At 55.3% G+C, this 20,747-nt stretch carries 19 protein-coding genes; 11 read left to right on the top strand and 8 right to left on the bottom strand.

The genetic code is table 11. The annotated features are described in order from the left end of the window. The first annotated feature begins 2 nt into the window (after positions 1-2). A complete protein-coding gene (moeB, locus tag KHA73_RS07890; RefSeq protein ID WP_234590125.1) occupies positions 3-758 on the top strand; it encodes a molybdopterin-synthase adenylyltransferase MoeB in 756 nt (251 codons plus the stop codon). Positions 759-809: 51 nt separating this feature from the next. Here the strand turns inward: moeB and KHA73_RS07885 are convergent, their stop codons facing one another. Then, a complete protein-coding gene (locus tag KHA73_RS07885; protein ID WP_073970322.1) occupies positions 810-2,402 on the bottom strand; it encodes an ABC-F family ATPase in 1,593 nt (530 codons plus the stop codon). A gap of 180 nt (positions 2,403-2,582) precedes the next feature. Here KHA73_RS07885 and KHA73_RS07880 point away from each other — a divergent pair, with 180 nt between their 5' ends. Both KHA73_RS07880 and KHA73_RS07875 read left to right on the top strand, forming a co-directional pair. Beyond that, positions 2,583-3,227: a hypothetical protein gene (locus KHA73_RS07880; protein WP_234590124.1), complete on the top strand. Its 645-nt coding sequence runs from the start codon at positions 2,583-2,585 to the stop codon at positions 3,225-3,227. Continuing rightward, complete coding sequence (locus tag KHA73_RS07875) at positions 3,224-3,439, top strand: hypothetical protein (protein WP_234590123.1); 216 nt, start codon at positions 3,224-3,226, stop codon at positions 3,437-3,439. Before KHA73_RS07880 ends, KHA73_RS07875 begins: the two co-directional genes overlap by 4 nt. Positions 3,440-4,131: 692 nt before the next feature. Here the strand turns inward: KHA73_RS07875 and mchS3 are convergent. From mchS3 to KHA73_RS07860, 3 genes are all read right to left on the bottom strand, one after another. Next, entirely contained in the window at positions 4,132-4,557 is a 426-nt protein-coding gene (gene mchS3 / locus KHA73_RS07870) for an MchS3 family protein (RefSeq protein ID WP_234590122.1), read from the bottom strand. A 510-nt stretch (positions 4,558-5,067) separates the two neighbouring features. Then, positions 5,068-6,609: a hypothetical protein gene (locus KHA73_RS07865; RefSeq protein WP_234590121.1), complete on the bottom strand. Its 1,542-nt coding sequence runs from the start codon at positions 6,607-6,609 to the stop codon at positions 5,068-5,070. Further along, positions 6,606-7,898 carry a hypothetical protein gene (locus KHA73_RS07860; RefSeq protein ID WP_234590120.1) on the bottom strand — a complete coding sequence of 431 codons (1,293 nt, stop codon included), beginning with the start codon at positions 7,896-7,898 and terminating at the stop codon, positions 6,606-6,608. Before KHA73_RS07860 ends, KHA73_RS07865 begins: the two co-directional genes overlap by 4 nt. 614 nt (positions 7,899-8,512) lie before the next feature. On the opposite strand from KHA73_RS07860, the gene KHA73_RS07855 reads away from it, so the two are divergent. Then, positions 8,513-9,817 carry an MFS transporter gene (locus tag KHA73_RS07855; protein WP_234590119.1) on the top strand — a complete coding sequence of 435 codons (1,305 nt, stop codon included), beginning with the start codon at positions 8,513-8,515 and terminating at the stop codon, positions 9,815-9,817. Here the strand turns inward: KHA73_RS07855 and cynR are convergent. Further along, complete coding sequence (gene cynR / locus KHA73_RS07850; protein WP_234590118.1) at positions 9,814-10,692, bottom strand: transcriptional regulator CynR; 879 nt, start codon at positions 10,690-10,692, stop codon at positions 9,814-9,816. The genes KHA73_RS07855 and cynR overlap by 4 nt on opposite strands. Positions 10,693-10,808: 116 nt before the next feature. On the opposite strand from cynR, the gene KHA73_RS07845 reads away from it, so the two are divergent. Both KHA73_RS07845 and cynS read left to right on the top strand, forming a co-directional pair. After that, a complete protein-coding gene (locus tag KHA73_RS07845; protein WP_234590117.1) occupies positions 10,809-11,462 on the top strand; it encodes a carbonic anhydrase in 654 nt (217 codons plus the stop codon). A gap of 19 nt (positions 11,463-11,481) precedes the next feature. Beyond that, positions 11,482-11,952 (top strand): cyanase, encoded by a 471-nt coding sequence (gene cynS / locus KHA73_RS07840; protein WP_234590116.1) that lies wholly within the window; start codon positions 11,482-11,484, stop codon positions 11,950-11,952. 68 nt (positions 11,953-12,020) lie between these two features. Here the strand turns inward: cynS and KHA73_RS07835 are convergent, their stop codons facing one another. Further along, positions 12,021-12,371 carry an antibiotic biosynthesis monooxygenase family protein gene (locus KHA73_RS07835; RefSeq protein ID WP_234590115.1) on the bottom strand — a complete coding sequence of 117 codons (351 nt, stop codon included), beginning with the start codon at positions 12,369-12,371 and terminating at the stop codon, positions 12,021-12,023. Positions 12,372-12,444: 73 nt separating this feature from the next. Here KHA73_RS07835 and KHA73_RS07830 point away from each other — a divergent pair, with 73 nt between their 5' ends. The 5 genes from KHA73_RS07830 to KHA73_RS07810 all read left to right on the top strand — a co-directional run bounded on the left by KHA73_RS07830 (position 12,445) and on the right by KHA73_RS07810 (position 18,150). Then, positions 12,445-13,128: an ArsR/SmtB family transcription factor gene (locus tag KHA73_RS07830; protein ID WP_234590113.1), complete on the top strand. Its 684-nt coding sequence runs from the start codon at positions 12,445-12,447 to the stop codon at positions 13,126-13,128. A 63-nt stretch (positions 13,129-13,191) separates the two neighbouring features. Beyond that, positions 13,192-13,899, top strand: a complete 708-nt coding sequence (locus KHA73_RS07825; protein ID WP_234590112.1) for a glutathione S-transferase N-terminal domain-containing protein — start codon at positions 13,192-13,194, stop codon at positions 13,897-13,899. Between the two features lie 122 nt (positions 13,900-14,021). Beyond that, positions 14,022-15,449, top strand: coding sequence for an alkaline phosphatase (gene phoA / locus KHA73_RS07820; protein WP_234590110.1), 1,428 nt, complete (start codon positions 14,022-14,024; stop codon positions 15,447-15,449). A 469-nt stretch (positions 15,450-15,918) separates the two neighbouring features. After that, on the top strand, positions 15,919-17,496 hold the full coding sequence (locus KHA73_RS07815) for a malate:quinone oxidoreductase (protein WP_234590109.1): 1,578 nt from the start codon (positions 15,919-15,921) through the stop codon (positions 17,494-17,496). A gap of 204 nt (positions 17,497-17,700) precedes the next feature. Continuing rightward, positions 17,701-18,150, top strand: a complete 450-nt coding sequence (locus KHA73_RS07810; RefSeq protein ID WP_234590108.1) for a helix-turn-helix domain-containing protein — start codon at positions 17,701-17,703, stop codon at positions 18,148-18,150. A gap of 69 nt (positions 18,151-18,219) precedes the next feature. Here the strand turns inward: KHA73_RS07810 and KHA73_RS07805 are convergent. Next, a protein-coding gene (locus tag KHA73_RS07805) for an IS3 family transposase (protein WP_234585830.1) occupies positions 18,220-19,577 on the bottom strand; the annotation gives its coding sequence in 2 pieces (ribosomal slippage) (positions 18,220-19,100 and positions 19,100-19,577; 1,359 coding nt in all). A 90-nt stretch (positions 19,578-19,667) separates the two neighbouring features. Continuing rightward, positions 19,668-20,741, bottom strand: a complete 1,074-nt coding sequence (locus tag KHA73_RS07800) for a fimbrial protein (protein ID WP_234590107.1) — start codon at positions 20,739-20,741, stop codon at positions 19,668-19,670. Positions 20,742-20,747 lie beyond the last annotated feature (6 nt).

Here is a 20,747-nt window from a genome sequence, read left to right as displayed (position 1 = left end):
ACATGCTGCCGGAATTAACCGATGCCGAAGCGCTGCGCTACAACCGCCAGATAATCCTGCGCGGCTTCGACTTCGACGGCCAGGAGAAGCTGAAGGCGGCGCGGGTGTTGATCGTCGGCCTCGGCGGGCTCGGCTGTGCGGCGGCGCCCTATCTGGCTGCGGCGGGCGTGGGCCATCTGACGCTGGTTGATTTCGACACCGTCTCGCTCTCCAACCTGCAGCGCCAAATCCTGCACCGCGACGAGCGCATCGGCATGAGCAAAGTTGAATCGGCGCGGCGGGAGCTGAGCGCCATCAATCCGCATATCCGCATCGACGCCGTCGACGGCCGGCTGGACGATGAGCAGATGGCGGCGCAGATCGCCGCCTGCGACGCGGTGCTGGACTGTACCGACAACGTGGCGACGCGCGACCTGCTGAACCGCCTGTGCCACGCGCAGCGCAAACCGCTGGTCTCCGGCGCGGCGATCCGCATGGAGGGGCAACTGAGCGTGTTCACTTACCAGCCGGACGAACCTTGCTACCGCTGCCTGAGCCGGCTGTTCGGCGAAAACGCCCTCACCTGCGTCGAGGCCGGAGTGATGGCGCCGCTGGTAGGCACCATCGGTACCCTGCAGGCGATGGAAACCATCAAGCTATTGGCGAACTATGGCCAAACGCTCACCGGCAAGCTGCTGATGTTCGACGCCATGACCCTGCAGTTCCGCGAGATGAAGCTGCCGAAAAACCCGCAGTGCGAGGTGTGCGGCGGCGATTAACGGATAAAAAAAGGGCGGGAAAATTCCCGCCCTTCTTATTTATCGCGTGGCTTACACGATGCCCTGGCTGCGCAGGTAGTCTTCGTAGTTGCCGGTAAAGTCGATCACTTTGTTCGGCGTCATTTCCAGCACCCGCGTCGCCAGCGAGCTGACGAACTCACGGTCGTGGGAAACGAAGATCAGCGTGCCTTCGTACATTTCCAGCGCCATGTTCAGCGATTCGATCGATTCCATATCCAGGTGGTTGGTTGGCTCATCCATAACCAAAATGTTAGGACGCTGCATCATCAGCTTGCCGAACAGCATGCGCCCCTTCTCACCACCGGACAGCACCTTCACGCGCTTCTTGATGTCGTCCTGGCTGAACAGCAAACGGCCCAGCACGCTGCGCACCGCCTGCTCGTCGTCTTTTTCCTGCTTCCACTGGCTCATCCAGTCGAATACCGTCAGGGTTTCATCGAACTCGTATTCGTGATCCTGCGCGTAGTAGCCGATTCTGGCGTTTTCCGACCATTTCACGCTGCCGCTGTCCGGCTGCGCATCACCCACCAGCGTTTTCAGCAGGGTGGATTTACCGATACCGTTCGGGCCCAGCACCGCCACTTTCTCGCCCACTTCAACCATCAGGTTGAACTTGCTGAACAGCGGACCGTTGTCGAAGCCCTTGGACAGCGCTTCCACTTCCAGCGCGTTGCGGAACAGCTTCTTGTCCTGCTCGAAGCGAATGAACGGGTTCTGACGGCTCGACGCCTTCACTTCTTCCAGCTGGATTTTGTCTATCTGGCGGGCGCGCGAAGTGGCCTGCTTGGATTTGGAGGCGTTGGCGCTGAAGCGGCTGACGAACGACTGCAGTTCGTTGATCTGCGCTTTCTTCTTGGCGTTGTCGGCCATCAGACGCTCGCGCGCCTGGGTGGCGGCGGTCATGTATTCGTCGTAGTTGCCCGGGTAAACGCGCAGCTCGCCGTAGTCCAGATCCGCCATGTGGGTACACACCATGTTCAGGAAGTGACGGTCGTGCGAAATGATGATCATGGTGCTGTTGCGTTCGTTCAGCACCTGCTCCAGCCAGCGAATGGTATCGATGTCCAGGTTGTTGGTCGGTTCGTCGAGCAGCAGGATTTCCGGATCGGAGAACAGCGCCTGCGCCAGCAACACGCGCAGCTTGAAGCCCGGCGCGATTTCGCTCATCGGGCCATAGTGCTGTTCAACCGGGATGCCCACGCCAAGCAGCAGTTCGCCGGCGCGCGCTTCGGCGGTGTAACCGTCCATCTCGCCGTAGGCCACTTCCAGATCGGCGACCTTATAGCCATCTTCTTCGCTCATTTCCGCCATGGCGTAAATGCGGTCGCGCTCTTCCTTCACCGCCCACAGTTCGGTGTGGCCCATGATCACGGTGTCGAGCACGCTGTATTGTTCGAAGGCGAACTGATCCTGGCGCAGTTTACCCAGGCGCTCGTTCGGATCGAGGAACACGTTGCCGCCGCTCGGCGCCAGATCGCCGCCGAGGATTTTCATAAAGGTGGACTTGCCACAGCCGTTGGCCCCGATCAGGCCATAGCGGTTACCGCCGCCGAATTTGACGGAGATATTTTCAAACAGCGGCTTACTGCCAAACTGCATAGTGATGTTGTTAGTGCTTAACACAGCGCTCGCTCTTCATATCATAGGGAATGTGATTTGGCGCGCATTATGCCACAACGGGGATAAGAGATCGCGGGAAGTTTTGGCGATATTTTGAGCTTTCTTGGGATTTTGTCTCTGAGAAGCTATAGATCATGCATTAAACATCTGATAGGTTAACTCTTTCATATCGAAAGGATTTGTATGAAAAGCGCAAAACAGATAGCAAGCGACATGGCGGATGCGGTGAACATTGACAGTCATTTAGTTCGCGGTTTCGCACAGGGATTCATCAGCGTGCCGGTAGACTTCTACTATTTGGGCTACGACTATATTGATACAGAAAATAGATGGCTAAACGCGCAAGATAAAGAGCGGTTTATCAGGCTCATCAAGTCAGGGCTTGCCAACAAAAGCAGCATCGAAAAAGTTGCTCATGTCTTTATCGAAAACTTCGCCAACAAAGTTAACGTTGAAGATGTTAAGGACATAACAATCAGAACATCCGGTAAACTTCTCGGTAAATTCGCCTTTAATCAGTTAGCTACTGCAAACGTAGGTTATGTATTCTCAAAACAAATCATCCCAAGGCTAATTTCGGGTGTCGCCGTTGGTTCGATTCTCACTGCCGGCGCAAGCATTTCACGGTCAGTCTATACATCACGCGATTTAAAGGTAAGGAACTCCCGAATGTATGACCAACTCAGACGTATGGGAAATCTTGATCTGCTGTATTTCCTTTTAGAAAACAAGGTCAGGCCGTTTGAGGACGCCGTTTCAGTCTGGGAAAGAGATCGGAAGAAATTCAGTCAAATTTGTCAGTACTTTTTTGCAAGGGTTAACGTATGAAGAACTTTATGCTGGCGGTTTTATCCCGACTTATTCAGGGAATTGGCTGTGGTGTGGTGGTATTATCACTGTTAGCCATAGCTTGGTTCGTATTCTATTCAGACGATAAATTGAAATATCTATGGCTTGCGGTCTCTTTTCTGGGAGTTTTCTTGGGGTATTTCATTTTCAAGTTTGCAATTAAAAAAGTATACGATGACGGGCCTGGCTAAGAAGTAGAATTTTTAAATAGAGCTGTAGGTTTCTTCGCATAGACAAGTTTTCAGCTTTGGATAAGAAGCCAGTTGTAGTTATTAGTCACGTGAAAAATAAATCACAGTAAACCATTTAGATAACTTATAACAACGGACTTCAATTTACAAAAAACCGTCAAATCATGCCACAACGGGGATAAGAGATCGTGGGAAGTTTTGGCGATATTTTGAGCAAATGTACAGCGACAGAAGATCATGAGATTAACCCGGCATGCCGCCGGCGCAATGCAAGCCTGCCCGTTGACGGAGGGATACCAGTAAAGCCAACTGCCTTAGCTGAGGCAGTTGGCTTCTGTCGCCCTCCTGCAATATTAGCCCCAAACGTCTCTTTGGAATCTGCTCCAGCCAATACTCAGGATATCTTCCAGAGAGAAGCTATTACCACTTGAAGGTTGCCATGGACCACTTCCCCAAGATGTACCACCCCCGTTAGGGTACATATCAATTGAAGATGTGCCAGGAGACCAACATTTTCCATTAGCATCAATGTACGTCCCCATGTCCCTCCCGCGCTGGTCAATTACATTTGTTGATTCTCTGTGGCCATCAAGATGCATCCCTCCAGAAATTGGAGGTAACTCGTCAAGCATGAGCTCTTTCATGAATATATCCCTTTCATGTTTTTCAATAGAGTAATTCAGTAAATTGACTCACATGCACCCATGATTTAAAATACCAAAATATAAATATTTAAACTTTTCTTTTCTTAAAACGTCTGCTTTCAATATCGAAACATCATCATTCCACTCTTTTGCAAAGATGGATTTTACGTCATTTTTATTTAGCTTACCTAGTTGCTTTAATCCACAAGCCGCATAAAGTTTACTTTCTGGCGTTGCCTTGGGATTATTGGCTATTCTCAAAAAAATATCAGTTGCGCTCTTGCTTTTAAGAATATCTATTACAGCAACTTCCCCTTCGCTAATTCTGCCAACAAAACCATTCATTCCTAAGGAAAAATAACTAACCTGGGATAAGTCACTTTCAATACTTTCATAGTGATTTTCATTTGCGTGGCCATAGGGAAAATATAACGCAGTAAAAAACAAAATAGAAACTATAAAAATCCTTTTCATAAAGCCCACCTGCTTTAAAGAAGTCATTTACCTTATGAAAAACCTAACCATAAAAATAAAAACATTGCAAATAAAAACTTATAGCCACATTAATTGCATGTTTTTTTACAATCTAAAAAATTCAAAAAAAACGTTATTTTATATAGGCTTTACAATTATCATGCCGCAACATAAATGACAGCAACCATTTAAAAATGAAAAATCACCGAGTCAAAAAGCACTCCTTACCTCTGTATCCAGTTGTAGTTATTAGTCACGTGAAAAATAAATCACAGGAAACCATTTAGATAATTTATAACAACGTACTTCAATTTACAAAAAACCGTCAAATCATGCCACAACGGGGATAAGAGATCGCGGGAAGTTTTGGCGATATTTTGAGCGCAACCCAGGCATTGAGCGCCGCAGCAACCCCGGTTGCTGCGGCGGGCTGACATCAATGCAGGGGAAGAACTCTCGATATTTCTTCCCCTCCGCCAAGGTAAAATCAACCAAACGCCAACGCTGGGTTTACGACTGCAGCCAGCCGATGTTATTGCCGCTGATGCCGAGAATATCCGGCAGGCTGTTTGGCGCACCGGCGTTATGGGCTACGGAGCGGGACAGCAACCCGATCAGCTTCGCCGCCTCAAAACCGTTGGGCGGGTTATTCCCCATAAAGCTGACCAACGGATCCGCATGCAGGGTATTTTCATAGCTGCAACGCGCATCGATCATGCTGGCGCCGTTATCCTCTGGCGAATACAAAATATTGTTGCTCCATTTCATATAGCCAACGCCGTTTCCCCAGCCGATATCGTTCACCGGCACCGCCGCATGTTTAAAATAGAAGATATTGTTCTGCATATGAACGCCGGGATATTTGGTGAAAATATACGGCTGCGTCTGCCCCCATTGAATCATATGAGCCGGATCTTTCGACAGCGTATCGATGAAGGTGCAGTTACTCACCCTGGAGCTGACGACATTTCTTACCACCGTAAACTTGAGCCAGTTGCCCGCATAACCTCCGCGCGAAACGCCGTCGTTGTAGGACAGGCAATATTCCATCGTATTATTGGCGTTGCCTGCTTTTTGATCGATAAGAACAGATTCCATTTCGGCCAGATTGTTGAACACGTCAGTGCATGTGTCGGTGAACATGCCGAAACCGCCGCCGTTGTTATGCGAGTAGCAGTAGCGTACCCAACAGCCGGAGCACCGGCCGTCAATGTCGAACCCCATTTTGTCACGCAGGTGCAGCATAGAGCCCGCAGACTCGCAATATTCAATGCCGGCGTCATCGCAACCACCCAGCCAAAACGACGCCGTCCAAAGTTGGTTGGGGTAGGTATAGAGTTCCGAACGGTAGTAGCAGTTAGCGATCACCGGCTTGCCCTGCCCGTTGGCAAAGCTTACCTGGCAGCCATCGCCCACCGCATCAATCACGGCGACGTTATCGATCAGAATATCCCGCCCTTTGTACGCCTCCGTTTTACCGCCGGTCAGATCGTAGGCGGAACCGCAGTGGATCTGCACGCCCCAGTGCCCGCCGTAGATGTTTACGTCGCGCACCTTCAGGGTATCGTTGCGATACTTGATGCCTGAGCCGCCGATAGCATCGATATACACCGCCTTGGTTTTAATCTGAACCGGATGCATATAACGGATCGTGGATTTTTCGACTATCACGTTCGCTTTATGGTTGACCCCTTCGCTGTTGGCGCGCAGGTAAACTAAATTTTCGGAGACATAGTTAATAAACGGGCAAACGAAATCGATGCCGGAGATCAGCAGGTTTTTTACCAGAGTGCTGTCAAGCACCGGCGCCATGGCGTTCGACGCGATCAACACCGGATTAGGCCCCTCGCCATAGGCGGTGATGGTGGTCTGTTCATTCTGGCCGCTCATCGTGGGTAATTTAATTTTAACCGTCTGGCGCCCGCCGCGTTTTATTTTAGCGCTATAAGGGTATTTGAGCGTATTCAATACCTCTGCGCTATTGAAAGGCGACTGCTCGCTGCCGGTGCCGTTTACCTTGGCGTCGAGATCGATAAAATATTCTGTAATCACAGTGAATACCCCGCATTGTTTGGCAGATAAAACAGCATGAAGACATAGTCATATGGTGCATACTGCCCCAGGATGTCAGTCATGGTTTTGTTCTTTGCATCGTTGTTCTGGCCGGCGATCGTCTGGTTATACTTCAGATCCCAAACATATCCGGTATTTACCACCGCCAGGGTTTCGCTGGTGGTTTTATTGGCCGCGAAGTCAACGGCAGAGACAATAGTTTTATTGATATAGGGCAGCGGGAAACGAACGTTGTCCTTTATCGCTTTAACCAAGGCGTACGGGAAGACCACGTCAGAATGGAAGCCGTTATACCGGTCAGAAAGGTTAACGCCGGCGGCCATCTTTTCGGTCGACAGGATGATTTTAATATCCTCATAACCGCAGGCTGGGAAGTTGTTATCCGTCCCCGGCGTGTTGGCGCTGTCAATAGCGGTGCCATCGGGTTCCAGCGTGAAAGACTCGGGCGCAATATGGAGCCAAACGCCGTCGGCGTATTTCTGCGCATTGCCGACTAACGGATACAGGCCATACCCGGGGGCGCCGATTTTTTTGAATGAGATATAGGCAAAATATTGCCCGGCGGTGATCGCCGTTACCAGCTCTTCCGCATTGTTAAGGTTGAATTTTAAATGCACCGTGCCCGATGCCGTTCTGCCGGCGCGGACAATATAAGAAACTTTAGGATCCAGCGTATTGGCAACGGTTTCCGACGGAACCCTGACCACCGCAAAGGACTTATTGCTGATGAATTTCTTTTCATCCGCCAGCTCGATGGCCAGTGAATCATCCCCTAAAGCGGAGGAAACTTTTGGCGGCCGGACAATCACGCGCGGCTGCCCGTTGTTTCTCAGGCCAAACTCCATCTCGAATTCATTATTGGTGCCGAAGCCGTTTTTGTACGGTACCTTCATCACCCGCAATTCTGCGCCGGTTTCATCGACGCGGCCGGAGGGGATAACATAGGGATGGTGAATGGTGTCGGTTGCAGGCACGCCTTTATAAACCAACCGGGTCACCATCGCGCCGTTATTGTTGACGACCGCAACGCCGCGATAATTATCGCCGCCAAAGATTAAGGCAGCGCCGGACAACGGAACCTCGGTGGTCGGGTATACGTCGTAATGGCCGCGTTTGCCGGCGACATCATCGATGCTGCTGGTTTTGCCAATATCGCCGTTCCCTTCCTGCTGATAAAAACCGCCGATCTTGGTATAGCCATCGCTCGCGGCTAAAATATCCAAATCCGAAGGATCTGCCATGGTTTGAATCTCATTTTGTTCCTGCATAAATAATCCTCTTGTCGTTGACATAATCCAGGTGACGAACCGTTTTTGCCTTTCCTTCGGCGGTTAAAATCCGTTGTTCGCAGGATAATTAAAGCTGAGCAGCGGGGTGTTTCATAACGTTGAACGTTGTGCCATAGCTATAACGGCAGTGAGTGCATGGGAAAGCGCACCGGGGGAGCTGTCTGTTTACTTCAAACCAACAATGGGCGCTGTTGGCAAAATTTTCGACCGGATGTCTGGCCAGATAAATTAACTTTATTCTGTAAAACGTACTCACTGCATCCAGCATCGCCTTTAACCACCAGGTTGTGATTCATCTCCTAAAATGCGTAATTAATTTTTGCTTTTATGCGCCTTAACTCACTAATTTTGCCTTCTTCCCTTTTCGTCCCTGCAAACAAAAAAAACACAACGCACTGATAGAATTATAAATTCTCAACAATCCTCCCCCGCTGCACATCAAATAAATGCGTATTGCATATGCTTGTACATACAAGTATATGTAAATAAAGGGTTGCAATTTTGTGATGTTTTTAAAGCAGCATTAACGGCGGCATCAGGCGTGACCGGAAAATAACGAATAACCCACCTTCCACCTATCCCGAGAGATAATGATGAGCACTGTTGAAAACGCGTTATCCGAAAACCAGGCGGTCGAAAAAAAAGCGGTGAATTACAAGGTGATTTTAGGCGCCAGCCTGGGCAACGGGTTGGAGATCTTCGACTTCACCGTCTACAGCTTCTTTGCCGCCATCATCGGTGAGCTGTATTTCCCCAGCGACACCGCCTACGGCTCTTTGTTGATGTCAGTAGCGGTATTCGGCGTCGGTTTTATCATGCGCCCGCTGGGCAGCATGGTATTGGGTGCCTACGCCGATAAGGTCGGGCGCAAGGCGGCGATGCTGATGACCATCATTTTGATGGGGGTCGGCACCGCGCTGATCGCCTTCTCCCCCACCCATGCGCAGATCGGCGTCTTCGCGCCAATACTGATCGTGGTCGGGCGGTTAATTCAAGGCTTTGCCGCCGGCGGCGAAGTCGGTTCGGCAACCACGCTGCTGCTGGAATCCGCAGGCGCCAATCAGCGTGGGTTCTTCGTCAGCTGGCAATCGATCAGCCAGGGGATCAGCGCGTTGCTCGGCGCCTCTTTCGGGCTGCTGTTAACCTATTTTCTGTCGGAAGAGGCGCTCTATTCCTGGGGTTGGCGCGTGCCTTTCATCATCGGCCTGCTGATTATTCCCGTCGGTGTTTATATTCGCCGGCATCTGGAAGAAACCTATGGCGGGGAAGCGCCGGGCCAGGCGCGATCGCCGTCAAATCCGGTGTTGGATGTGCTGCGCAATCACTTTAAAGACCTGCTGCTGGGCGTGTTGATTATCATGTCCGGCACGGTGATGGTTTATATTGTGCTGCTCTATATGCCGACCTATATGATGCAGACCTATCATATCGCCGGCCCCACCGCCTATCTGTTCAGCTGCATTGCTTCCGTGGTGCAGATAGCCGCCGCGTATTACGCCGGCCGCTACGTCGATCGGGTGCAGAACTATAAAAGGCCGCTGCTGTTCTCTATCTTCGCGGCCCTGATACTGATTTACCCTACCTTTTGGTTCCTGAGCGCCACGCAGTCCCTGTGGTTGGCTATCGTTTTCCGCATCCTGCTGATAGGCACCTTGGGGATCAATATGCTGGCGAGCACCATGCTGATCGTTTCCGCCCTGCCGCGCCACGTGCGCGCTACCGGTACCTCGATGATTTACGCCTTCGGCGTGACGCTGTTTGGCGGTTCCGCACAGCTTATCGTCACCTGGCTGCTGGACGTGAGCGGCAACCCGATGGCGCCGGCCTGGTACGTCACCGGCATGCTGACCCTCAGCCTGATCGCCACCTGCCTGTTCAGAGAGCGCCACCAGGACTAAGGCGACGGCTGCTGCAACACGGCCATGAACGCCTGCGCTGCGGCGCTGCGGTAGCCACCTTTGCGCTGCAGCAGCACCGCCGTGCGTTCCGGCATGCTGCAGGCCAGCGCCACCGCCCGCAGCTGCGGATTTTCCCGCGCAATGGCCGCCGGCAGCAGAGTGGCCAGTTGGCCACGGCGCACGATCTCCACAATAGCGCCCAACGCATTGGCTTCCACCGCCACCTGCGGCCGAATGCCCTGCCGCGCGCAATAGCGATCGATAAACTGGCGGGTGGCGAAATCCTCACTCAGCAGCGCCAGCGGCAGGCGCCCGAACTCTTGCAGCGTCAACGGCGTCTGCTGCCGCGCCAGCGGATGCGTTACGCCAACCATCAGGTTCAGCGTTTCACTGAACAGCGCCTGCGCCTCGATATCCGCCGATTGCGCCGCATCGAAAGCAATGCCCAGATCCAGCCGATCCTGCGCCAGCATCGCCTCAATCCGATCCTGCGTCATTTCATAAATGCTCAGCGAGATCCCCGGATAACGCCGGTAAAACGCATCCGCCACCGGGCCTGTCAGATACGCGGTGAAGGTCGGGGTCATCGCCAACCTCAGGCTACCGCGTTCCAGCGTCGCCACGTCATGGATCGCCCGCGCGCCGGCATCCAAATCCTGCAGCGCCAGCCGGGCGTAGCGCATCCAGGCCGCGCCGGCGTCGGTCAATTGCACCGTTCTGCCGGAACGGTCGAACAGCGCTGAACCCAGCGTTTCCTCCAGCTGTTTGATCTGCTGTGACAGCGTCGGCTGTGAAACATGCAGCGCCTCGGCGGCGCGGGTGAAGTTGCCCTGTTCGGCAACGGCCAGGAAGTAGCGAATGTGGCGCAGCAGCATAAAACCTCAGCTATTAGCAATGCCTATAGGATTCATTATAAATGCGTCTTGGATCCTATAGCTATAGGCGTTCATCATGCCGTCATCGCTTAACGGCCATCCTAAAGGGGATAAGTATGAAAGAGGTGATAGAGGGATTTCTGAAGTTTCAGCGCGAGGCCTTTGTTGAGCGCAGCGCGCTGTTCCAAAAGCTGGCTACCCGCCAAAACCCGCGCACCCTGTTTATCTCATGTTCCGACAGCCGGCTGGTGCCGGAACTGATCACCCAGCGCGAACCGGGCGACCTGTTCGTGATCCGCAACGCCGGCAACATCGTGCCCTCCTTTGGCCCCGAGCCCGGCGGCGTATCGGCGTCGGTGGAATACGCCGTCGCAGCGCTGGGCGTCGAGGACATTGTGATTTGCGGCCACTCCGACTGCGGCGCCATGACCGCCATCGCCACCTGCCAGTGCCTGGACCATATGCCGACGGTCGCCGGCTGGCTGCGCTACGCCGATTCCGCCAGGGCGGTCAACCAGGCCTATCAACATGCCTCTGACGGCGAACGGGTCAATGCGATGGTGCGCGACAACGTCATTGCCCAACTGACCAATCTTAAAACCCACCCGAGCGTGGCGCTGGCGCTTGATCAGGGCCGGCTGACGCTGCACGGCTGGATATACGACATCGCCAGCGGCGGCATCGAGGCGCTGGACGGCGCAACCCGCCGCTTCGTGCCGCTGGCCGCTCATCCCGAGGTGACGGCGACCCCCGCCGCCGCCCGTTTTTAATGCTATCAAGGAGCTATCTATGACCCAGTCACTGCACAACGCCTCCCCGCGCGAGGCGCTAACCGACGCCATCATGGCCGCCAAGATCCGCAAAAACCTGACCTTCGAGGCGATCAATCAGGGCACCGGGCTGAGCCTGGCGTTCGTCACCGCCGCCCTGCTGGGCCAGCATCCGCTGCCGGAGCAGGCCGCCCGCGCCGTAGCGGCGAAGCTGGATCTGGACGAAGACGCGGTGCGCCTGCTGCAAACCATTCCGCTGCGCGGCAGCATCCCCGGCGGGGTGCCGACCGATCCGACCATTTACCGCTTTTACGAAATGGTGCAGATCTACGGCTCCACGCTGAAAGCACTGGTGCACGAACAGTTTGGCGACGGCATCATCAGCGCCATCAACTTCAAACTGGACATCAAGAAGGTGGCGGATCCGGACGGCGGCGAACGCGCGGTGATCACCCTGGACGGCAAATATCTGCCGACCAAACCCTTCTGATTAGCATGCCGGCGCCGTTGCGGCGCCGGTTTTCGGGCGCATTCATCGTGCCCGGCACCGCGGCGCTGTCAATCGCCGGCGTGATAACCGCGGCTGTCCTGCGGCGCCTCCGCCCGTCGATCCAGGCCATAGTCCCGCACCACCTCGGCCACCCGCAGCCGGTACTGCGCCAGCACTTCGCCGCGCCCCTGCGCCTGCGCGGCCCGGTGTTGCTCCAGGTTGCGCCACTGCTGCACCGCCGCCTCGTCACGCCAGAATGACAACGACAACAGGCGTTGCGGATCGGCCAGGCTTTGGAAACGCTCGATCGAAATAAATCCGTCGATCTCCGCCAGCAGCGGTTTCAGCGCCGCCGCCAGTTCAAGGTAGGTGTCACGCTGCCCGTCGGCGGCCTGCAGTTCGAAAATTACGGCAATCATGTGGTGCTCCGGTCATGAAATATGGCCCATGCTAACGCTGGCTGCGCGGTGATACTTCGTCTAATCTCGAAGTATGAATGACATCGATATTGAAGATCGCCTGGCGGCGCTGAGCGCCGCTATCGCCGACCGCACCCGGGCGCGCATGCTGTGCCTGCTGATGGACGGCCGCGCCTATACCGCCACCGAACTCAGCGCCGCAGTGGAGGTTGCCGCCTCCACCGCCAGCGCGCACCTGGCGCGCTTGCAGGAACAGAGGTTGATCGCCTGCGTCAAACAGGGGCGTTATCGCTATTTCCGCCTGGCCGGGCAGCCGGTGGCCACCGCGCTGGAAGGGCTGATGGCGCTGGCCGGCGTCGAGCGCCCAAGGGTTAAAAGCAGTACGCCGACCGCGCTGCAATATGCCCGCACCTGCTACGACCATATGGCCGGCGAGGTGGCGGTGAAGCTGCACGACCGCCTGCATGCGCTTGGTTGGCTGGCGGGCGATGAAGACTACCGCTTAAGCCCCGCCGGAGCCGCCGCGCTGGCGCAGCTGGGCGTCGATTGTTCCCCGGCGCCGTCTCGCCGGCGCTTTGCCTGCGGCTGCCTGGACTGGAGCGAACGCAGGGCTCACCTCGGCGGCGCACTGGGCGCAGCGATGCTTAACGCTTTTATCGAGCGCGGCTGGATAAGACGCCGGCTCGATAGCCGCGAGCTGCAGCTCACCGCCGCCGGCAAAAATGCGCTGAAAGCACATTTTGACCTCACTGTTTAACCCCGCAACGCGTTAACTTTGGTGCAATACTCAATAGGCAAACCGCCAACCCGAGGACTCCTTATGCTCGATCAAACCCAATACCCAATCACCAAACTGTGGCCCGCTCAGCATCCGGAGCGGCTGCAGCTGTACTCTCTGCCGACGCCGAACGGCGTGAAGGTTTCCATCATGCTGGAAGAGATCGGCCTGCCCTATGAGCCGCACCTGGTCGATATCGGCAAAAACGAAACCTGGACGCCCGAGTTCCTGTCGCTGAACCCGAACGGCAAAATCCCGGCGATCCTCGATCCCGACGGCCCGGGCGGCAAGCCGCTGGCGCTGTTCGAATCCGGCGCCATTCTGCTGTATCTGGCGGAAAAGAGCGGCAAATTCCTGCCGCAGGATCCCGCCCGGCGCTATGAAACCATCCAGTGGGTGTTCTTCCAGATGGCGGCGGTCGGCCCGATGTTTGGCCAGCTCGGCTTCTTCCACCGGTTCGCCGGGCGCGAATATGAAGACAAACGGCCGCTGGAGCGCTACAAGAATGAGTCCAAACGTTTGCTGGGCGTGCTGGAAAGCCGCCTCGAAGGGCGCGACTGGATCATGGGCGAGGAATACACCATCGCCGACATCTCGCTGCTTGGTTGGGTGCGCAATCTGATCGGTTTCTATGAAGCGCGCGAAGTGGTGGAGTTCGACAGTTTCCCGCGCGTTGGCCAATGGCTGGAACGCGGCCTGGCGCGCCCCGCCGTGCAGCGCGGCGTGAATATCCCGGCGCGCGAGGCCTGATAATCAACGGGATAGCCACCGGGCTATCCCTTTTCTCACCGTCATAAAACTGTCATCACCCTGCTCTAGTCTCCTTGCGTAACAATTTGATGTTATTTGTATTACGACAAGGAGTTTCCCCGATGCAACCTGCTGTTTCCCTGATTGCCGGCGCGGTGTTATCCGCTCTGCTGTGCTCCTCCGCCATCGCCGATGACGCCCAGACCGATAGCGCCGGGCTGACCGATCGCGCGGCGCGCGGCAATATCGTCGAACCGGGCGGCGCGCGCCGCCTCTCCGGCGATCAAACCGCCGCGCTGAAGGCTTCGCTGTCGGATAAAACGGTGAAGAACGTGATTTTACTGATCGGCGACGGCATGGGCGACTCCGAGATCACCTCGGCGCGCAACTATGCCGAAGGCGCCGGCGGCTATTTCAAAGGCATCGACGCGCTGCCGCTGACCGGCCAATACACCCACTACTCGCTGGACAAGAAAAGCCACAAACCGGATTACGTCACCGATTCCGCCGCTTCCGCCACCGCCTGGTCTACCGGAGTAAAAACCTATAACGGCGCGCTCGGGGTGGATGTGAACGGTAAAGATCACCCTACGCTGCTGGAAATTGCCAAGGCCGCAGGCAAGGCCACCGGCAACGTCTCCACCGCCGAACTGCAGGACGCCACGCCGGCGGCGCAGGTGTCGCACGTGACCTCACGCAAATGCTATGGCCCGCTGGAAACCAGCGAGAAATGCGCCGCCAACGCGCTGGAAAACGGCGGCCGCGGTTCGATCACCGAACAGCTGCTGAAAACCCGCGCCGACGTGACGCTGGGCGGCGGAGCCAAATCCTTCAATCAGCAGGCGAAAAGCGGTGAATGGCAGGGTAAAACGCTGAAAGAGCAGGCTACCGCGCAGGGCTACCAGTGGGTCAGCGATGCCGACGGCCTGCAGGCCGTGACGCTGGCCAACCAGCAGAAACCGCTGCTGGGGCTGTTTGCCGACGGCAATATGCCGGTGCGCTGGCAGGGGCCGAAAGCCTCTTACCACGGCAATATCGATAAGCCGGCGGTCACCTGCGAGAACAACCCGGCGCGCACCGCCGCCACCCCGACGCTGGCGGCCATGACCGAAAAAGCCATCGATCTGCTGAAAACCAACCCGAACGGTTTCTTCCTACAGGTGGAAGGCGCGTCGATCGATAAACAGGACCATGAAGCCAACCCCTGCGGCCAGTTCGGCGAAACCGTCGATCTGGACGAAGCGGTGCAAAAAGCGCTGGCCTTCGCCCGCGCCGACGGCAACACCCTGGTGATTGTCACCGCCGATCACGCCCACTCCAGCCAGATAATCGCCGCAGACGCCAAGGCACCGGGCCTGACGCAAACGCTGACCACCAAAGACGGCGCGCCGATGACCATCAGCTACGGCAACTCGGAAGAAGGCTCCCAGGGGCACACCGGCACCCAACTGCGGGTCGCGGCCTACGGCCCGCACGCCGCCAACGTGGTGGGGCTGACCGACCAGACCGATCTGTTCTTCACCATGCGTGACGCGATGGGCATCAAATAACCCCGTAAACCTCACCTCCTCCCCGCCCGGGAGGAGGTTATTTTCTTTTTGTTACCGGCCGACGTTGCAATTTATCCGCAATTATTGTGTGATAGCGAAATAATGCTGAATTCCCGGCCAATTAAACCTCAGTAATATCCCGGTTATATCCTCCAGATAATCAGTACGCGTATTTCTCCCACAATAATTTTTAATATCTCCCGCTTTATTTGATTTTTTTAGTTACAAAAGTAGTTTTTAACATTATTGCAAACAATAATACCCCGTCAGTAACCTGAGCCGAACAATTTGTACCCAGGCAGGCTGTAATAGTTCACTTTTCGTTAAAAACCCTATTAACAAAAAGGCATTATCACGCATCTCGGCTGCCGCCGTGCACTCGGCTCTACTTATTACTTTACCAGGGTAACTCCCGATAAATTCTTTCACCTGCAAATGACTAGAATTTACACACAAGAGATTTGATTAAATGAGAAAATTACTCGTTATGATCTTCTGTCTGAACCTGTTTGGCGTTTCGCAACAGGCTGCGGCGGAAGAGAATAAAACCGTTGACGTGGTCTTGATCGGCGGCGGCATCATGAGCGCGACCCTGGGTACCTACCTGCATGAGCTGGAACCGACCTGGACCATCGACATGTTTGAGCGCATGAATGGCGTGGCGGAAGAGAGTTCCAACGGCTGGAACAACGCCGGCACCGGCCACTCCGCCTTCAGCGAAATGAACTACACCCCGGAAAAAGCCGATGGCAGCATCGACATCAGCAAGGCGGTGGTGGTTAACGAGTCTTTCGAAATCTCCCGTCAGTTCTGGTCTTATCAGGTGAAAAATGACGTCCTGAAAGATCCAAAATCCTTTATCAACAGCGTGCCGCACATGAGCTTTGTTTGGGGTGACGACAACGTCAACTTCCTGCGCAAACGCTATGCGGCGCTGCAGCACAGCACCCTGTTCCGCGGCATGGAATACTCCGAAGACGCCAACCAGATCAAGCAGTGGGCGCCGCTGGTGATGAACGGCCGCGATCCGGCGCAGAAAATCGCCGCCACCCGCATGCCGCTGGGCACCGACGTCAACTTTGGCGTGATCACTCACCAGCTGGTCGGCGCGCTGAGCCAGAGCGACAAGTTCAAGCTGAGCCTGGGCCACGAAGTGCGCGACATCAAGCGTAACGCCGACAACACCTGGAGCGTAACCGTTGCCGATCTGAACCGCGACGGCAAAGAAACCACCGTTAACGCCAAGTTCGTGTTCATCGGCGCGGGCGGCGCTTCCCTGACGCTGCTGCAAAAATCCGGCATTCCGGAAGCGGACGGCTACGGCGGCTTCCCGGTCGGCGGCCAGTTCCTGGTCACCACCAATCCGGAAGTGGCCAACCAGCACCTGGCCAAAGTCTATGGCCTGGCCAGCGTAGGCTCGCCGCCAATGTCGGTGCCGCACCTGGATACCCGCATGCTGGACGGCAAGCGCGTGCTGCTGTTCGGACCTTTCGCCACCTTCTCCAGCAAGTTCCTGAAGAACGGCTCGCTGTTCGATCTGTTGCACTCCCTGAGCACCTCGAACCTGATGCCGATGACCCACGTTGGCCTGGATAACTTCGATCTGGTGAAATACCTGGTGGGCCAGCTGATGATGAACGACGACGATCGCTTCGCCGCGCTGCAAGAGTATTTCCCGCAGGCCAAAAAAGAAGACTGGAAGCTGTGGACCGCCGGCCAGCGCGTGCAAATCATCAAGAAAGACGCTGACAAAGGCGGCGTGCTGCAGTTCGGCACCGAAGTCGTCAGCTCTGAAGACGGCAGCATCGCCGCCCTGCTGGGCGCCTCGCCGGGCGCATCAACCGCCGCGCCGATCATGCTGCACCTGATGGAAAAAGTGTTCAAAGATAAAGTGGCGACGCCGGAATGGCAGAGCAAGCTGAAAGAGATCATCCCGTCCTACGGCCACAAGCTGAACGGCGACATTGAAATGACCAACAAGATCCGCGGCTACACCAGCAGCGTGCTGGGTCTGAACTACATCGAAGTGAAGCCGGAAACCAACTGATTTTCCGTTCATTTCCTGCTGAAAAGGCCGCTTCGTGCGGCCTTTTTTTATACCCCTACCCTAACCAGAGCATTTTTAGTGCCCTTTTTTCCCCTGGTTAACACTTGCGCAACCTTATCTCACCGCCTATTATCAAAGCATATTCTTGGTTAATTACTCTGAGTCTCTGTGACTGAATGTCGTTTCTGCGGGAGAATTTAAATAATGGATCGCGTCAATATCATTCACGATTTACTGGACTGGATTGAAAATCATCTGGACCAACCGCTGTTGCTCGACAACGTGGCGGCCAAGTCAGGCTACTCCAAGTGGCATTTACAGCGCATGTTCCGCAGCACCACCGGCCATGCGTTGGGCAGCTATATTCGCGAGCGCCGCCTGACGCAAGCCGCGCAGGCGCTGCGCGCCACCCCTCGCCCGATCCTCGATATCGCGCTGCAATACCATTTTGATTCGCAGCCGTCGTTTTCGCGCGCCTTCAAGAAGCAGTTCGGTAAAACGCCGGCGGTGTATCGCCGCACCACCCGTTGGGACGTGGCGGAAATCCGCCCGCAGCCGATAGCGCCGCACCCTCAGCCGTCGTCCGGCTGGCAGCGGTGGTATGCGGGCAACCCCGCAGAGGGCGTTTGCACCAGCTGGATGGGCCTGCGTTAGGCGGGCCAGCGGGATAAAAAAAGGGTTCAGCCGCTATGAACTGCACCCCAGAAGTTGGACGGTGTAAATTCACGCAGCCTTCGAGGCCTGAGTTCGGTACTCCACCGGACTCAGGCCTTTCAGTTTCTGCCTGATACGATGAGAGTTGTAGTAATCAATGTAAATGTCTATCTCTTGCGCCAGGTGTTCCACACTCTCAAAACGCTGCAAGTAATACAGCTCCGCTTTCAGATGTCCGAAGAAGTTCTCCATCACGGCATTGTCCAGGCAATTTCCCTTGCGAGACATGCTCTGCTTTATCCCGTTAACCCGCAACGCATGCTGATAAGCCGCCATCTGATAGTGCCAACCCTGGTCACTGTGCAACAGCAACTGCTCACCCGGCTTCATCCTGCTTACCGCCTTGTCCAACATCCTTTTAACCAGCCTAAACTCTGCCCGGCGAGCCACTTCATAAGCGATGATTTCACCGTTGTACAAGTCGAGCACCGGTGATAAATACAGCTTATCCTCACCAACCCGGAACTCCGTTACATCCGTTACCCACTTTTGATTGGGGCATTGAGCGGTAAAATTACGCTGCAGGAGATTGGGTGCCAACTTGCCTGTATTCCCCTTGTATGAGCGGTACTTTTTACGGCGAACCGGTGACTTCAGCTGCAGCGCTGTCATCAGTTTTTGCACGGTTTTATGATTTAAACCGTACCCTTCCTTTCGCATTACGCAGGTTATGCGACGATAGCCGTAACGGCCTTTATGGACGTTAAAGACTTCGGCTATTCGTTGTTTAGCCTCACGGTATTTATCCGGCACTCGACCGACTTTACAGCAATAATAGTACGTGCTGCGCGCCAGCCCACCGGCATGCAACAGCCTGTCTAAACGGTGCTCTTGCCTTAATGCCGTGACTATTTTTGCCCTTTCCGCCGTGCCCGGGCATCGTTTTCCTGCATCAAGGCTCTCAGCTTTTTTATGTAGTCATTCTGAGCGCGTAAAAACTCGATTTCCTCCCGCATCTCTTCGGGGGTCAACTCATCTGGCGACTTATCCGCATGGGGTGTTTTGGGATGCTGATACATTCGGCGACCACGCTGGTTCCGGTTGAGGGCTTCGGCCCCATTCTCCTGATAGAGCTTAACCCAGTGTTCCAGCGTCGTGTATGAGGGGATATCAAATTGTGCGGCAACGTCCGCTAAAGAAAAAGGATTGGAGAGGGCAAACTCGACGACAGAGAGCTTAAATTCGGGTGTGTAATGTCGTTGCCGTCCGGGTTGCAGCCCTGGCTCACCATGATGTTGATAGGCCGCAATCCAGCGACGTAGCTGGACATGGGCGACAGAGAATTTTCTCGCGGTCTGCCTTTGGCTGCCGTGTCCGGTAAGATAGTACCGGACTACGTCGAGTTTGAACGGGAGTGAATATTTCATAAAAACTGCACCTCCAAATGTCAGATGACCTGTCCAACATTTGGGGTGCAGTTCACTAAGCTGAACCCTTTTTTATTGCCGCCACCCAGGCTATTTGAAGGTGACGTCAACGTTGGCCGTGGCGTTGAATACCCCCGGCGTCGGGCTGTTGGTCAACCATTTCAAATTGGCGATGAAGGTCTCCTTCACTTCATTCTGCTTATCCTGCAGCATCCCGCCGAAGTCGACGTTGGTTTGCAGCGGGATTGGCTTCTTGTTGGTGTCACGCTGCTGGGTCAGGAAGATCGCCACGCCCGGTTTGGTGGTGGGCAGGATCTGCGTGTTATCCGACGGATCGGCGTTGGTGCTGCTGAAGCTGGCCTGCAGCGATTGCCCCGCGCACTCGCCGCCGCTCAGGCTGGCTTTGATATCAAACGGCACCTGCTTGGCGACGGTGCCGGTTTTGGCGCTGGTGGTGCTCAACACGCCGAAGTCGACGCTGGCGCCGTTGTTGGCCAGCACGGTGATCTGCGGGTTGCACTGGATCACGCGGATCTTGTCCAGGCCTTTGATATAGGCGTTGAAGTTGCTGTCTTTGGTGGCGTTCAGGCCGCCCACGCCGTCAATCTGGAACAGTGAAGCGCGCCCCAGCGGCGTAAAATTGCCGGCCGGCGGCTTCACGCCGGTCGCTTTGATATACACCGAATAGCTGGCGGTAACCGCCTGGGGATCGGCCTTCTTTTTGTTGCTCCCCGGTTTGGTGCCCGGCCCGAGATCGGGGCCGGTCGGATTCTTGCCGCTTTGCTTCAGGTTGATCGCGTCATAGTCGATGCCATTGATCGACACGCCGATCGCCAGCGATTTATCCAACGCGCCGAAGGAGTTCTGCGGGTTCCAGTAGATATAAGCGTGTTCCCCCCGCGGGAAGTTATCGGTATCCCAGCAGGTGAAGGTAGAGGTAAAGTTCTGCGAACGCCAGATCAGGTTGCCCGCCACAAAGTCGCTGGCGGCCAGCACGATTGGCCGCCCAACGTCGATATCCTGGGTTACGCTGCCGGTCGGGTTTTTGGAGCCCGTCGAGTTGCCGAAGCGGCACTGCATCGCCGCCGCCTGCTGCGCCATCGCCAATGCCGCCAGGCCCAAAACCGACAGAAGCGTATTACGTCCGAATGTGTTCAATTTCATGGTGCA

It is taken from the genome of Serratia entomophila (genome assembly GCF_021462285.1).
In the GTDB taxonomy this organism is placed as follows: Bacteria; Pseudomonadota; Gammaproteobacteria; order Enterobacterales; family Enterobacteriaceae; genus Serratia; species Serratia entomophila.
Note: the sequence above shows the minus strand (reverse complement) of the source record. Positions and strands in the feature narration are given on the sequence as shown.

Coding starts and splice junctions, on each gene's coding strand:
- KHA73_RS07800 (WP_234590107.1), bottom strand. CDS start 20,741: ATGAAATTGAACACATTCGGACGTAATACGCTTCTGTCGGTTTTGGGC.
- KHA73_RS07845 (WP_234590117.1), top strand. CDS start 10,809: ATGAAAGAGGTGATAGAGGGATTTCTGAAGTTTCAGCGCGAGGCCTTT.
- mchS3 (WP_234590122.1), bottom strand. CDS start 4,557: ATGAAAAGGATTTTTATAGTTTCTATTTTGTTTTTTACTGCGTTATAT.
- KHA73_RS07880 (WP_234590124.1), top strand. CDS start 2,583: ATGAAAAGCGCAAAACAGATAGCAAGCGACATGGCGGATGCGGTGAAC.
- KHA73_RS07810 (WP_234590108.1), top strand. CDS start 17,701: ATGGATCGCGTCAATATCATTCACGATTTACTGGACTGGATTGAAAAT.
- KHA73_RS07875 (WP_234590123.1), top strand. CDS start 3,224: ATGAAGAACTTTATGCTGGCGGTTTTATCCCGACTTATTCAGGGAATT.
- cynR (WP_234590118.1), bottom strand. CDS start 10,692: ATGCTGCTGCGCCACATTCGCTACTTCCTGGCCGTTGCCGAACAGGGC.
- cynS (WP_234590116.1), top strand. CDS start 11,482: ATGACCCAGTCACTGCACAACGCCTCCCCGCGCGAGGCGCTAACCGAC.
- KHA73_RS07815 (WP_234590109.1), top strand. CDS start 15,919: ATGAGAAAATTACTCGTTATGATCTTCTGTCTGAACCTGTTTGGCGTT.
- moeB (WP_234590125.1), top strand. CDS start 3: ATGCTGCCGGAATTAACCGATGCCGAAGCGCTGCGCTACAACCGCCAG.
- KHA73_RS07825 (WP_234590112.1), top strand. CDS start 13,192: ATGCTCGATCAAACCCAATACCCAATCACCAAACTGTGGCCCGCTCAG.
- KHA73_RS07835 (WP_234590115.1), bottom strand. CDS start 12,371: ATGATTGCCGTAATTTTCGAACTGCAGGCCGCCGACGGGCAGCGTGAC.
- KHA73_RS07830 (WP_234590113.1), top strand. CDS start 12,445: ATGAATGACATCGATATTGAAGATCGCCTGGCGGCGCTGAGCGCCGCT.
- phoA (WP_234590110.1), top strand. CDS start 14,022: ATGCAACCTGCTGTTTCCCTGATTGCCGGCGCGGTGTTATCCGCTCTG.
- KHA73_RS07860 (WP_234590120.1), bottom strand. CDS start 7,898: ATGCAGGAACAAAATGAGATTCAAACCATGGCAGATCCTTCGGATTTG.
- KHA73_RS07855 (WP_234590119.1), top strand. CDS start 8,513: ATGAGCACTGTTGAAAACGCGTTATCCGAAAACCAGGCGGTCGAAAAA.